13 protein-coding genes, 2 tRNA genes and 1 rRNA gene are annotated in these 12,948 nt (G+C 69.2%); 10 read left to right on the forward strand and 6 right to left on the reverse strand.

From position 1 onward, the window contains the following. Positions 1 to 20 precede the first annotated feature (20 nt). On the reverse strand, positions 21 to 656 hold the full coding sequence (locus SM447_RS28705) for a LuxR C-terminal-related transcriptional regulator (protein ID WP_474576003.1): 636 nt from the start codon (positions 654 to 656) through the stop codon (positions 21 to 23). Then, positions 608 to 1,915: a sensor histidine kinase gene (locus tag SM447_RS28710; RefSeq protein WP_474576004.1), complete on the reverse strand. Its 1,308-nt coding sequence runs from the start codon at positions 1,913 to 1,915 to the stop codon at positions 608 to 610. Before SM447_RS28710 ends, SM447_RS28705 begins: the two co-directional genes overlap by 49 nt. 108 nt (positions 1,916 to 2,023) lie before the next feature. On the opposite strand from SM447_RS28710, the gene SM447_RS28715 reads away from it, so the two are divergent. Together SM447_RS28715 and SM447_RS28720 are read left to right on the forward strand one after the other, a co-directional pair. Further along, positions 2,024 to 3,037, forward strand: a complete 1,014-nt coding sequence (locus tag SM447_RS28715; protein ID WP_474576005.1) for a fatty acid desaturase family protein — start codon at positions 2,024 to 2,026, stop codon at positions 3,035 to 3,037. Positions 3,038 to 3,065: 28 nt separating this feature from the next. Then, positions 3,066 to 3,980: an alpha/beta hydrolase family protein gene (locus tag SM447_RS28720; RefSeq protein ID WP_474576006.1), complete on the forward strand. Its 915-nt coding sequence runs from the start codon at positions 3,066 to 3,068 to the stop codon at positions 3,978 to 3,980. Positions 3,981 to 4,033: 53 nt separating this feature from the next. Here SM447_RS28720 and SM447_RS28725 read toward each other — a convergent pair whose 3' ends face one another. Both SM447_RS28725 and SM447_RS28730 read right to left on the reverse strand, forming a co-directional pair. After that, positions 4,034 to 4,330 carry a hypothetical protein gene (locus tag SM447_RS28725; RefSeq protein ID WP_474576007.1) on the reverse strand — a complete coding sequence of 99 codons (297 nt, stop codon included), beginning with the start codon at positions 4,328 to 4,330 and terminating at the stop codon, positions 4,034 to 4,036. A gap of 70 nt (positions 4,331 to 4,400) precedes the next feature. Further along, complete coding sequence (locus SM447_RS28730; protein ID WP_474576008.1) at positions 4,401 to 5,411, reverse strand: hypothetical protein; 1,011 nt, start codon at positions 5,409 to 5,411, stop codon at positions 4,401 to 4,403. Positions 5,412 to 5,475: 64 nt separating this feature from the next. On the opposite strand from SM447_RS28730, the gene SM447_RS28735 reads away from it, so the two are divergent. Continuing rightward, on the forward strand, positions 5,476 to 6,057 hold the full coding sequence (locus tag SM447_RS28735; protein ID WP_474576009.1) for a TetR/AcrR family transcriptional regulator: 582 nt from the start codon (positions 5,476 to 5,478) through the stop codon (positions 6,055 to 6,057). Between the two features lie 61 nt (positions 6,058 to 6,118). On the opposite strand, the gene SM447_RS28740 is transcribed toward SM447_RS28735, so the two are convergent. Next, positions 6,119 to 6,192 (reverse strand) — tRNA-Gly (locus SM447_RS28740). Positions 6,193 to 6,563: 371 nt separating this feature from the next. Here SM447_RS28740 and SM447_RS28745 point away from each other — a divergent pair. From SM447_RS28745 to SM447_RS28770, 6 genes are all read left to right on the forward strand, one after another. Next, positions 6,564 to 6,637: transfer RNA gene (locus SM447_RS28745), tRNA-Pro, on the forward strand. A 157-nt stretch (positions 6,638 to 6,794) separates the two neighbouring features. Beyond that, positions 6,795 to 8,141, forward strand: coding sequence for a trigger factor (gene tig / locus SM447_RS28750; protein ID WP_474576010.1), 1,347 nt, complete (start codon positions 6,795 to 6,797; stop codon positions 8,139 to 8,141). A 169-nt stretch (positions 8,142 to 8,310) separates the two neighbouring features. Next, entirely contained in the window at positions 8,311 to 8,952 is a 642-nt protein-coding gene (locus tag SM447_RS28755; protein WP_093411495.1) for a ClpP family protease, read from the forward strand. 14 nt (positions 8,953 to 8,966) lie between these two features. Further along, the gene (locus tag SM447_RS28760) at positions 8,967 to 9,629 is read left to right on the forward strand and encodes an ATP-dependent Clp protease proteolytic subunit (protein ID WP_474576011.1); all 663 of its coding nucleotides are present in this window, start codon (positions 8,967 to 8,969) and stop codon (positions 9,627 to 9,629) included. Between the two features lie 209 nt (positions 9,630 to 9,838). Next, positions 9,839 to 11,134 carry an ATP-dependent Clp protease ATP-binding subunit ClpX gene (gene clpX / locus SM447_RS28765; protein ID WP_474576012.1) on the forward strand — a complete coding sequence of 432 codons (1,296 nt, stop codon included), beginning with the start codon at positions 9,839 to 9,841 and terminating at the stop codon, positions 11,132 to 11,134. 61 nt (positions 11,135 to 11,195) lie between these two features. Continuing rightward, positions 11,196 to 11,999: a carbon-nitrogen hydrolase family protein gene (locus tag SM447_RS28770; protein ID WP_474576013.1), complete on the forward strand. Its 804-nt coding sequence runs from the start codon at positions 11,196 to 11,198 to the stop codon at positions 11,997 to 11,999. On the opposite strand, the gene SM447_RS28775 is transcribed toward SM447_RS28770, so the two are convergent. Continuing rightward, the gene (locus tag SM447_RS28775; RefSeq protein ID WP_474576014.1) at positions 11,996 to 12,223 is read right to left on the reverse strand and encodes a hypothetical protein; all 228 of its coding nucleotides are present in this window, start codon (positions 12,221 to 12,223) and stop codon (positions 11,996 to 11,998) included. The genes SM447_RS28770 and SM447_RS28775 overlap by 4 nt on opposite strands. 659 nt (positions 12,224 to 12,882) lie before the next feature. Here SM447_RS28775 and SM447_RS28780 point away from each other — a divergent pair. Further along, positions 12,883 to 12,948: ribosomal RNA gene (locus SM447_RS28780) — 16S ribosomal RNA — on the forward strand; the annotation flags it as partial.

A 12,948-nucleotide genomic window follows, 5' to 3' on the forward strand; every position in this document is an offset into this window, starting at 1 on the left:
CGGTACGTGCCGGCTCCGCGTCAGGCGTTGAGGTACGCCAGCACGGCGAGGACCCGCCGGTTGTCGTCCTCCGACGGCGGCATGTCCAGCTTGGTGAGGATGTTGTTGATGTGCTTGCTCACCGCCTTCTCGGTGATGCGCAGCTTGGTGGCGATGGCGGCGTTGGAGCGCCCCTCGGCCATCTCGCCGAGCACCTCCCGTTCGCGCGCGGTGAGGACCGCCAGCGGTTCCCGGCGGGCGAGGAGCTGTGAGATCACCTCCGGGTCCATGGCGCTGCCGCCGGCGGCCACCCGGCGCACCGCGTCGACGAACTCGCCGACGTTGGCGACGCGGTCCTTGAGCAGGTAGCCCACGCCGCCCTGCGGGGTGGCGAGCAGTTCCCGGGCGTACAAGGGCTCGACGTGCTGGGAGAGCACGAGGATCGGCAGCCCGGGAATCTGGGTGCGGGCCGCGATCGCGGCCTGCAGGCCCTCGTCGGTGAAGGTCGGAGGCAGTCGTACGTCGATCACCGCCACCTGCGGCCGGTGGGTGACCAGGGCAGGCAGCAGGGCCGGGCCGTTGTCGACGGAGGCGACGACGTCGAAGTCGAAGGCCCGCAGCAGCCGGGTCAGTCCGTCGCGAAGGAGTGCGTGGTCTTCGGCGATGACAACGCGCACGGCAACTCCATGGTGACGACGGTGGGTCCGCCCGGTGGGCTCGACAACGCCATCGTGCCATCGAAGGCGGCGAGGCGACGTTCGATACCTTGCAGACCGGTACCGGCGGTGGGGTCGGCGCCTCCCGTCCCGTCGTCGGTCACCACCATCGCCAACCGCCCCTCGGCGTGGCGCAGCGAGACCCACGCCTGCCCGGCACGACTGTGCCGGACCATGTTCGTCAAGGTCTCCGCCACGGCGAAGTACGCCGCCGACTCGACGGGTGTGTCGAGCCGGCCCGGAAGATCGACGTCGACCGTGATGGGCACGGGAAGGCTGAGCGCCAGCGCCCGCACCGCGCCCTCCAGTCCACGCTCGGCCAGCACGGGTGGGTGAATGCCGCGCACGAGATGCCGCAGCTCGACCAGGGCCGTTCCACTCGCCTCCCGCGCTTCGGCCAGCATCTCGTGGGCACCGGCCGGGTTCCGGTCGATCAGCTCGTCGGCGAGCCCGATCATCATGCCCAGCGACACGAGCCGCGCCTGGATGCCGTCGTGCAGGTCCCGCTCGATGCGCCGCAGCTCGGCGGCCTGAGCGTCCATCGTGTCGGCGCGCGTGACGGTCAGCTGGGTGACGCGTAGCCGAAGCTCGGCGGCTCTGGTCGGCGCGAGGAGGAGCCGGGCGAAGGACGCGTTGACGCGCCGCAGCCACGGCGCCAGCCACAGACCGCCGGCCAGGATGACGGCACCCTGCGGTACACACAGCAGGCCCTCGCCGAACGTGTCGATGGACCAGACGGTGCCGTAGCCGTACCAGTCGGTCCCCAACCAGATCCACAACGGCGTGAGCGTCAGACCCGCCAGCCCGTACAGCGGTACGGCCACCGCGATCGTGCCGAGGACGATTCCGACGATCGCGCCCGGCACCAGCCAGGCGAGGTCACGCCAGGTGGCCGGGTCGGTGACGGTCCACCGGAAGCGTCGCCATCCGCCGGGGATCGCCCGCTCCGGAGGCGGATGGTACGGACGTGCCACCGGGACGCCCTCCTGAGCGGCGAGCCGCCGCTCAAGATCGGTCCGCTTGCGCACCAGCTTCGCCGTCCAGGGCACCAGCGCCATGCCGAGGAAGGGCACCGGGACCAGCGCCAGCGCGACCAACGACAGCACGAGCAGCGGGAAGTTCGTGAGCGCCAGACCGATCGCGGCAACGCCGGCCAGCACCGAGCGCACTCCACGCCGTACCCACGGGGGCACCCGCACACCAACTCCGGCCACGTCCACGGCCATATTGTGCGCGGCTTTCCGCCGTCCGTCGGTGGTGCCAGCACCCCTGCGCCGGAGGGGATAGCGCTCCTGACGACCTGGGTCGTGGCCCGGTCTGCTGAAGCCATGACTACCACGACGACCGGCAGTGACTTCGCCGCGCTGTCTCGCCGGATCACCGCGGCGGGACTCATGCGGCGCCGGCCCGCCTACTACGTCGCCCGGCTGGGCGTCGTCGCGCTCATGTATCTCGGCGGCTGGACGGCGTTCCTCGTGATCGGCTCCTCCTGGTGGCAGCTGATCACGGCCGTGTTCCTCGCCGTCACGTTCGCCCAGGTCGCACTCGTGGCGCACGACCTTGCGCACCGTCAGGTCTTCCGCACCAGACGCCCGAGTGAAATCGCCGGCCTGCTCGCCGGCAACCTCGGCGTCGGGATGAGCTACGGGTGGTGGATGGACAAGCACACCCGGCACCACAACAACCCCAACCACGACGACCTCGACCCGGACGTGGCCCCGGAGGTGCTCGTCTGGGCCGCGGAGTCGGCCGTCGGCCGACGCGGACTGAAGGGCTTCATCACCAGGAACCAGGCCGCCCTGTTCTTCCCGCTGCTCACGTTGCTCGCCATCAGCCTCAAGGTGTCCAGCGTCAAGGCCCTGCGCGACGGTACGGTGCGGCGGCGCGGCGTCGAGAGCGCCCTGCTGATGGTGCACGCCGTCGGATACCTCGCAGCGTTGCTGGTCGTTCTCACGCCGCCGCAGGCCCTCACCTTCCTGCTGCTGCACCAGGCCCTGTTCGGCGTCTACCTGGGCATGACGTTCGCCCCCAACCACAAGGGCATGCCGCACCCGACCGGCGACGAGGACTTCCTGCGCAAGCAGGTACTGACCTCCCGCAACGTGCGCGGCAACTGGCTGACCGACGTGGCGCTCGGCGGTCTCAACTACCAGATCGAGCACCATCTCTTCCCCGGCATGCCGACACCCAACCTGCGCCGGGCCCAACCGATCGTGCAGGCGTACTGCGCCGAGATCGGCGTCGCCTACGAACAGACCGGTCTCCTCGCCTCCTACCGACAGGCCCTGCGACACCTGCACGACGTGGGCGCACCGGCCCGTGCGGAACACGCGACGCGCTGAACCCCGACCGCACGGATATCGTGACGACGTGTTGTTCGCGCCGGTGTCGACGGAACTGTCCTTCCGGCACGACGGCGACCAACTGGTCGGGGACCTGGTCCGGCCGCCCTGGCTCGGTCCGTATCCGGCGGTGGTCTTCGTGGAGGGTTCCGGGCCCGGCGGGCGTGACCTCGGCGCGTGGCCGACCCGCCTGGCCGCCGCCGGGTTCGCCAGCTTCGCCTACGACAAGCCGGGTTCGGGCGCCTCGACCGGTGACTGGACCAGACAGACCCTCACCGACCGGTGCGGGGAGACCCTGGCAGCGGTACGCACCCTGAGCCAACTGCCGGACGTACGAGCCGACGCGGTCGCCCTGATCGGCCATAGCCAGGGTGGCTGGGTGGCGCAGCTGGCGGCCGCCCGGAGCGACACCTTGGCGGCGGTGGTCTGCGTCTCGGGCCCGGGCGTGGGTGTGCTGGCCCAGGAGGAGCACCGCCTCCGCCACCAGCTTCCCGCCGAGGGCTTCACCGACGCGGAGGTCGAGCAGGCGCTGACGCTGCTCCGTGACCAGGTCCGCCGGGTGCGCTCCGGCGAGGATCCCGTACGCGTCCACGCCGCACAGGCGCGCTGGGAGAACGCCGCCTGGTATCCGCTGCTCGCCGGCACGACACCCCGGTCGATCGCCTTCCTCGCCGGCATCGCGGACCACGATCCGGCTGCCGCGCTCAGGACACTGACCTGCCCGATGCTGGCCGTCTTCGGAGCCGACGACCTGCTCGTACCGGTGGGGGAGAGCGCACGGGCCGTCGCCGCCATCCTCGGCGAGGCGGGCCACGACGACCACGAGATCGTGGTGTTCCCCGGGGCCGACCACAACATCCGGATCCTCGGGGGCACCGCACGCGCCCCCGGCTTCGACGAACTGATCGTCACCTGGTTGCAGCGCCGGCTCGGCCACCGGTGATGCTGCGGTGACGGTGCCAGCTCTGCCGCCGCCGGTGTCTTCGCGGACGCCCGTCACTCCGCCAGGTAGCCGGTGTCGGGGTCGATCCCGGCCAGGAAGTCACGGATCGCCGCCTCCATCTCACCCCGGCTCATCACCGGGCCGGCAGACCTGGAGAGCGCGAAGCCGTACTCGTGCGGCCCGCTGAGCCAGTCGAAGTCGTACGTGCCGGGCGCCCCGGCCCGCGCCTGTACGCGAAAGTCCTGCCCATCGACCGTCACCACGACCGAATCACCCCGCTCATGGCCGGGCCGCAGAAACTCCGGCTGCAGACCCGGCTCCGGTTCACCGGACATGGCCACTCCAGTCACGAAATCAAGCGTGACAGTTGTACCCCCAGGGCGGCACCTGATCGCGCTGATCGCGGCTCTGACCGGACGGTCAGTGAGCGTTGGTCTGCGTGCGGGTGCGGCCGTATTCGGCCAGAGCGTGGAACGCCGCCTTCGGCGTCCACGAGCCGTCCGGTAGCACCCGTACGATTCCCCGCGAGGCCAGGTCGTAGTCGTGCTGCGGGTCGCCGGTGGTGGGTAGGTGTCGGTTTGCGAACGTGTACACGAACGCAGCCTCCACGCCACCACGCTCGTAGTCGCGCAGCAGGTCCAGGATGTAACGGGCCTGGCCCTCCTCGTCACGGACCAGTTCGGTGGTGAGTTTCGCGGCGCGACCCTGCTCGTCGTACGTCACCGGCTCGACCGCACCCGCGACGTCGGCCGCGCCGCGGAATGTGCAGCAGCCGAACTCCGTCGCGGCGTACGGCTTGCCCTGGCCCACCGCCGCCGCCAGGGTCTGTGGGAACGCTGCGGCGTTGGTCGCGTCGCGGTAGCCGGCGTCACTGGCGATGATGTCGAACGGCGCCCAGTCGACATCCTCCAGTGGGATCGAGGCGTAACCGACGGAGCCGCCGAACCGCTCCCGTACCCCGGGTACCACTTCGGCGAGAAAGTCGCGTACCGCGGCGCGTGCGGCCGGGACTGCCTCCCGCATCCGCAGCGGATCGGTGAGTAGCGCCATGCGCTCTGCCAGGTCACGGCCGGGTAGGAAGCCGTCGGTGAACATGGAGATCTCGGAGCCGGTGAGGTAGACGACCGCGGCTCCGCTGCGCCGCAGCCGTTCGGCCCGTTCCGCGCCGTCGAGCACGAACGCCAGGAGACCGTCGCGGTCGAGGCCGTTGGTGAACGGGCAGTACCACACCTCTAGCCCCGCCTCGGCGGCTAATCGCGCGGCCAGCTCCAGCCGATCCTGGACGCCGCCGGTGAGGCGCACCGCGTCGCAGTGCAACTCCTCACGGATGACGCGCAGGTCGCGCCGCACGGTCTCGGGACGGAACGGCTCGTGGGTCGTTGAATCGGCGCTCACGAAGCCGGTGTCGTAGTTCATGCCGAAGACGCGCACCCGGGTCCTCCTCGCTATAGGGTACGCGACGTACCTTAAGGGGATGGTCAGTAGCCTGCAAGGTGTGGGCACGAGACGGCGGGGCGCGGAGCTGGAACGGGCCATCCTGCACGCGGCCGCCGAGGAACTCAGCAGGTCCGGCTACGCGGGGATGACCATGGACCGGGTCGCTGCCCGGGCCGGGACCAACAAGAACGCCATCTACCGGCGGTGGCCACACCGGGCGGCGCTGGGCGTCGCGGCGTACCGCCACCTCTCCGACGCAGCGATGCCGAACCCCGACACGGGCACTCTGCGGGGCGACGCGCTCGAGATGCTGCGGCGGGCGAACGAGACGTGGTCCTCGCCGCACGGAACCGTCCTCCGTAGCCTGTTGGCTGCGGCGGCCGATGACCCGGCGCTGCTCGACCTCATGCGCGAACGATCAGGCGCGGACGTCATGGACCGCACCTGGTTGACCCTGCTCGAACGCGCGGTCGCACGCGGCGAGGCGCCACCGAAGGCCGCCCACCCACGCGTCGCGACCACACCGATGATGCTGCTGAGAGCCGAGTACGCGATGCGCGGCATCCCCTCGGTACCCGACGAGGTGCTGATCGAGATCGTCGACGAGGTATTCCTGCCCCTCGTGCGCGGCCGCGTCTGAACAGCACCCAAGCTGTTCGACAAGCCTTTCGCGGGATGTGGCCCACGGCTGGCGCGTGCTGTGGAGCGGGCGACGGGAATCGAACCCGCACCGTCAGTTTGGAAGACTGAAGCTCTGCCATTGAGCTACGCCCGCGTACGCCCGGCAGAACCGGACGCGAGCGACAGCCTACCCAATGCCGTCGACGTCCGCGCGGCCGTATCCCGCTGCCGCACCGTCATCGATCCACCCAACATCCGGGATGTTGTGGCCATCCGCCGCCCCGGACACCGCAACATCCCGGATGTTGTAGCCACCGGCCGCCCAGGACACCGCAACATCCCGAAAACTGCGCCCGACGCCCGACGCCCGACGCCCGACGCCCGACGCCCGACGCCCGACGCCCGACGCCCGACGCCCGACGCCCGACGCCCGGGGAAGGGGTGCCCGGTTCGTCCTCGTTCGGCGCGTTGGGTGACGCCCCGGCATCCTGTTGTCGGCGGGACGGCATAGACTGCTCGTCGCCACGGGGTGTGGCGCAGCTTGGTAGCGCACTCGCTTTGGGAGCGAGGGGCCGTGGGTTCAAATCCCGCCACCCCGACTGCCGCAAGCACCGGAGGGCGGCACCCGGACGACCGGCGCGCGGGTCAGGCCCGCTGCCGGTCCCGGGCGCTGCTGGTCCGTCGTGTCGGCTCGCCTACACTCGATGGGCCGAAAGTGCGCCCAGAATCAACCGAGATCCGTCAAGGAGTACGCCTGTGAAGAGCACCGTCGAGACTCTGAGCCCGACGCGCGTGCGGCTCGCCATCGAGGTGCCGTTCGTCGAGCTCGAGCCGAGCCTCAAGAAGGCGTACCGGGAGATCGGTCAGCAGATCCAGATTCCCGGCTTCCGTCGGGGCAAGGTGCCGCCGGCGATCATCGACCAGCGGGTGGGCCGGGGCACCGTGCTCAACGAGGCGGTGCAGGAGGCGATCCCGCAGAACATCCTCGCCGCGGTCCGTGAGCACGACCTGAAGACGCTTGGCCGTCCCGAGGTCGACATCACCGAGTTCAACGACGGTGACTCGCTGAACTTCACCGCCGAGGTCGACGTCCGGCCGGAGATCACCGTGCCGGACCTGGCGAGCATCGAGGTCACCGTCGACGAGTTGCAGGTCGGCGACACCGAGATCGACGAGCAGGTGAACAGCCTGCGTGAGCGCTTCGCCACGCTGAAGACCGTCGAGCGCGCCGCCGCCGAGGGCGACTACGTGCAGATCGACCTGCGGGCGACCGTCGACGGCGAGGAGGTGCCGGGCGGCTCGGCCAGCAACATCTCGCACGAGGTGGGCAGCAAGCAGCTTCTGCCGGGCCTGGACGAGGCGGTCGTAGGCCTTTCCGCCGGCGAGGACACCACCTTCACCACCCAGCTCGTGGGCGGCGACTTCGCCGGTCGCGACGCCGACGTGGTGGTGACCGTGCGGACGGTCAAGGAGAAGGAGCTGCCTGAGCTGAACGACGAGTTCGCACAGCTCGCCAGCGAGTTCGACACCATCGAGGAACTGCGGGCCGACCTGCGCGAGCGGGTCACCCGGGGCAAGCGGGTCGAGCAGATCTACGCCGCTCGCGACAAGGCCCTCGAGCAGATCGTCGAGGCCGCCGAGGTGCCGGCGCCGGAGGGCGTCATTCGCGACGAGGTGGAGAGTCGCAAGCAGGCGATGGTGGACCAGCTCGAGCGCATCGGCGCCTCCATGGAGGACTACCTCGCCGCCGAGGAGAAGACCGAGGAGCAGATCGACGCCGAGCTGACCGACGCCGCCACCCAGGGCGTCAAGGTGCAGCTGCTGCTCGACACCCTCGCCGACGCCGAGGACGTGCAGGTCTCCGACGACGAGTTCGGTCACGAGATCGTCCACCGCGCCCAGCGCGCCGGCATGGCACCCCAGCAGTACTACGACCAGCTGGTGCGCTCCGGCACGGCCGGCGCGGTCTACGGTGACGTCCGGCGGGGCAAGGCCCTGGCCGCGGTGATGGAGCGCATCACGATCAAGGACTCGGCCGGCAACGTCGTCACCATGGACGCGCTGCGTGAGGCGAGCGAGCAGGAGCACTCGCACGAGCACTGATCGCCGGGTGGGGCCACCGTCCGCCGGTCGCGGTGGGTGGTGGCCCGATCCCTTTCCGGGTACGCCTCCGGCATGCTGCGCTGAGAGCGAACAGTGCCCGGACCGGGACTCTGCCGACCGGCCCAGCGGTTAGTGTCGGACACGACGGTACGGAGAGCGAAGGGCTGCCATGACCGACATGCACATCCCAGCGAAGCCGCTCCGGGCGATCGACGCCCGTGGCGGTGACACCATTGGCAACCTCGACGACTCGGTCTACAACCGGTTGCTCAAGGAACGGATCGTCTTCCTGGGCAGCGAGGTGACCGACCAGGTCGCCAACCGCATCTGCGCGCAGCTGCTGCTGCTCGCCGCGGAGGACCCGGACCGCGACATCAACCTCTGGATCAACTCGCCGGGTGGCTCGGTCTACTCCGGCATGGCCATCTACGACACCATGCAGTTCATCGACAACGACGTGTCGACCGTGGCGATGGGCATGGCCGCGTCCATGGGCCAGCTGCTGCTCTGCGCGGGCACGAAGGGCAAGCGTTACGCCCTCCCGCACGCCCGCATCATGATGCACCAGCCCTCCGGCGGGATGGGCGGCACCGCCGCCGACATCGCGATCCAGGCCGAGCAGATGCTGTACACCAAGCGCATGTTCCAGGAGCGCGTCGCCTACCACACCGGTCAGCAGCCGGCGCAGATCGAGGCGGACTCGGACCGGGACCGCTGGTTCACCGCCCAGGAGGCCGTTGACTACGGCTTCATCGACAAGGTGATCACGGGAGCCGCGCAGGTTCCCGAGGGCGCCGGGACCCTGAGCTGATCGAGGAGCAGACGATGACCGACCTGAGCCTGCCGCCCCAGTTCGGGGCCGTGCACAACCGCTATGTCCTGCCGTCGTTCGTCGAGCGCACGTCGTACGGGGTCAAGGAGTCCAACCCGTACAACAAGCTCTTCGAGGACCGGATCATCTTCCTCGGCGTCCAGGTGGACGACGCGTCGGCGAACGACGTGATGGCCCAGCTGCTCACGCTGGAGGGGACGGACCCCGACCGGGACATCATCATGTACATCAACTCGCCCGGCGGCTCGTTCACCGCGATGACGGCGATCTACGACACCATGCAGTACGTCCGACCGGACATCATGACGGTCTGTCTCGGTCAGGCCGCCTCGGCCGCCGCGGTGCTGCTCGCGGCAGGCACTCCGGGTAAGCGGATGGCCCTGCCGAACTCGCGCATCATCATCCACCAGCCGGCCACCGAGGGCGGCTACGGGCAGGGCTCGGACATCGAGATCCAGGCCCGGGAGATCCTGCGGATGCGCACGCAGCTGGAGGAGATGCTCTCCCGGCACTGCAACCGTGCGGTCGAACTGGTCCGCAAGGACATCGACCGTGACAAGATCATGACGGCGGAGGAGGCCCGCGAGTACGGGCTGGTCGACACGATCCTCACCAGTCGTAAGAAGGGTCTGCTGGCGGCCAACGCCGCGAGCTGACCGTGACCGGGGTCAGAGGTCGGTCGGGCTTGTCGTCGGCCGACCTCTGACACACCCGTTTTGGGGGTCGGAGAAACCTCCGGCAGCGGGTAACGTCGGGTCCGTACCGCTCAGCCGGGCGACCGGCGGGGTGGCAGAAAGACGGGCGGAGCGTCAGCGTCCGCAGGTCGTGGCCGGGGCTCCGGCCGATGAGTGCAGGGAGAACGTAGGTGGCACGGATCGGTGACGGCGGCGACCTACTGAAGTGCTCCTTCTGCGGCAAGTCGCAGAAGCAGGTCAAGAAGCTCATCGCGGGCCCCGGGGTCTACATCTGCGACGAGTGCATCGATCTCTGCAACGAGATCATCGAAGAGGAGCTGGCCGAGTCCGGCGAGGTGAAGTGGGAAGAGCTTCCCAAGCCGATGGAGATCTGCCAGTTCCTCGACAACTATGTCGTGGGGCAGGAGCAGGCCAAGAAGGCGCTCGCCGTCGCGGTCTACAACCACTACAAGCGGATCCAGGCCGAGGCGGCCGGTGCGCCGGGTTCCGGTAACGACGGGGTCGAGCTGGCCAAGTCGAACATCCTCCTGCTGGGGCCGACCGGCTGCGGCAAGACCCACCTGGCGCAGACCCTGGCCCGGATGCTGAACGTGCCCTTCGCGATCGCCGACGCCACCGCCCTCACCGAGGCCGGCTATGTCGGTGAGGACGTGGAGAACATCCTCCTCAAGCTGATCCAAGCCGCGGACTACGACATCAAGCGGGCTGAGACCGGCATCATCTACATCGACGAGGTCGACAAGATCGCCCGCAAGTCGGAGAATCCGTCGATCACCCGCGACGTCTCGGGTGAGGGCGTCCAGCAGGCGCTGTTGAAGATGCTCGAGGGGACCGTCGCGAACGTGCCCCCGCAGGGCGGCCGCAAGCACCCGCATCAGGAGTTCATCCAGATCGACACCACCAACGTGCTGTTCATCTGTGGTGGGGCGTTCGCCGGCCTGGATCAGATCATCGAAGCGCGTACGGGGCACGGCGGCACGGGCTTCGGCGCCCGTCTCCGAGCCGTCTCCGAGCGCTCCACCGATGACATCTTCAGCCAGGTGATGCCGGAGGACATGCTCAAGTTCGGGCTGATCCCGGAGTTCATCGGCCGGCTGCCGGTGATCACCAGCGTCCGCAGCCTGGACCGCACCGCGCTGGTCAGGATCCTCACCGAGCCGCGCAACGCTCTGGTACGGCAGTACCAGCGCCTGTTCGAGCTGGACGGCGTCGAGCTGGAGTTCGAACGGCCGGCCCTCGAAGCCATCGCCGACCAGGCCATGCTGCGTGGCACCGGGGCGCGCGGTCTGCGCGCCATCATGGAGGAGGTCCTGCTCTCCGTGATGTACGAGGTGCCCAGCAACCCCGACGCCGCCCGGGTGCTCATCAGCCGCGAGGCGGTGCTGGAGAACGTCAACCCGACGATCGTCCCGCGCGAGTTCACCGGCCGTCGTGCCCGGCGTGAGCGCGAGGAGAAGTCGGCCTGACCGACGCAGGCCCCGAGCCGCACGCTGCGGCCGGGGCGCGTCCGCCCGTACGCTGGCAGCCATGCGTGTCGCCGTCTGCCAGCTGAACTCCCGCGACGACCGAGAGGCGAATCTCTCCGCCGCGGGGGCTCTGATCGACCGCGCCGCCGAGGCCGGCGCGGACCTGGTGTTGCTGCCGGAGTACGTCGACTATCTGGGCCCCGGCGCCGGGATGCCACCGCCGGAGGCCGCCGACGGCACGGTCGGACGGTTCTTCGCTGCCGCCGCTCGCCGGCGCGGCGTCTGGGTGATCGCCGGCTCCTTCCACGAGGCCGGGCCGGACCCGGAGCGCACCTGGAACACCACGCTGGTCTTCGATCGTTCCGGCACGCTCGCCGCCAGTTACCGGAAGATCCATCTGTACGACGTGGAGATCCCCGGGCGCGTCTCCTATCGGGAGTCCGCCACCGTCGCCCCCGGTGACCAGCCGGTGGTGGTCGACGTGGAAGGGCTCCGGGTGGGCCTCTCGATCTGCTACGACCTGCGCTTCCCGGAGCTTTACCGGCAACTGGCCACCACCGGGGCCGCGCAGCTCATGGTGGTGCCGGCGGCCTTCATGATGCACACCGGGCGAGACCATTGGGAGGTGCTGCTCCGGGCCCGCGCGATCGAGAACCAGTGTTTCGTCGCGGCGGCCGGACAGACGGGTGACCACGAGCCCGGTCGCACCTGTTACGGGCGGAGCATGGTGATCGATCCGTGGGGGACGGTGTTGTCCCAGGTGCCCGACGGCCCCGGGCTCGCGGTGACCGACATCGACCTGGCCTGTCTGGAGCGGATCCGTGCCGAGTTGCCGAGTCTGGCCAACCGCCGGCTCTGGCCCTAACCCTGCAGCAGCACGCCGATCAGCGCGAAGCCGGCGATGGCGGCGGCGGTGATCAGGAGAGCCGTGCTCATCCGGGACGGACCGCGTCGGACCAGGCGGCCGATCGAGACCAGAACGGCGAAGAGCACGAAGGCCCCGATGATCACCTGCCAGAATGGCAGGAGGAGGCCGAGCAGCGCGTCCTCGGCGAGGACCGGGCTCACGGGCCGGGACACGTCATCCATGCCAGACACTCTGGCACGTCTGCACCCCTCGTGGTCGTCGGCGCGAAGACACCCGCCAACCTGGCGGCCGTTCCTGAGCCTGCGGCGGCGTGAGGGCAGGTCGGTTCACCATCGATTGACCGTCGTTGATTTGCCTTATCCGGGGCGTCCGCGTAACTTTCTCTCTGCACGCGGGAGGCCGGGGCAAACCGGCCGAGAACGGGCGCCAGCAGCGGGACGATGAGTCGTCGCGAGGCTGAGACCGGGCGGTGCGGTACGGCTCCATGAGATGGAGTTGCGATCGCGAAGCCGACCGGGTAAGGTTCTGGAGCCGGCAGGAGCCGGGCGGGTTGCCTTCAGTGGCGATCGGCCGGTCTGCGGTTCTCCACGACAGTCGCGATCGCCGTAAGGCGCGCGATGGCGTGGGCCCGGACGAGCTAAGAATCAGCCTGATTCGTCGGGTTGACCTCGGAGCGCGGTTCGGATAGTTTGGAGCGGTTGCCCCGGACACGGTTTCGCTAGGCGAGGCCGGGGATGGTGTGTGGTTGTTCTTTGAGAACTCAACAGGGTGCTTGATAAGCCAGTGCCAAGTTTTTTTCTCGGGCTGGCCAGTTTTTCTGGTTGGTTTGGGGTTTCTTTGGCAACATTTTTTGTTGCTGGGATGATTTTCCTTCAGGTTTTTGTTGGAGAGTTTGATCCTGGCTCAGGACGAACGCTGGCGGCGTGCTTAACACATGCAAGTCGAG

This window comes from Micromonospora aridisoli (assembly GCF_056150025.1).

Excerpts from the sequence above, each read along its gene's own strand:
- SM447_RS28715 (WP_474576005.1), top strand. The coding sequence starts at position 2,024 with ATGACTACCACGACGACCGGCAGTGACTTCGCCGCGCTGTCTCGCCGG.
- SM447_RS28755 (WP_093411495.1), top strand. The coding sequence starts at position 8,311 with ATGACCGACATGCACATCCCAGCGAAGCCGCTCCGGGCGATCGACGCC.
- SM447_RS28760 (WP_474576011.1), top strand. The coding sequence starts at position 8,967 with ATGACCGACCTGAGCCTGCCGCCCCAGTTCGGGGCCGTGCACAACCGC.
- SM447_RS28770 (WP_474576013.1), top strand. The coding sequence starts at position 11,196 with ATGCGTGTCGCCGTCTGCCAGCTGAACTCCCGCGACGACCGAGAGGCG.
- SM447_RS28775 (WP_474576014.1), bottom strand. The coding sequence starts at position 12,223 with ATGGATGACGTGTCCCGGCCCGTGAGCCCGGTCCTCGCCGAGGACGCG.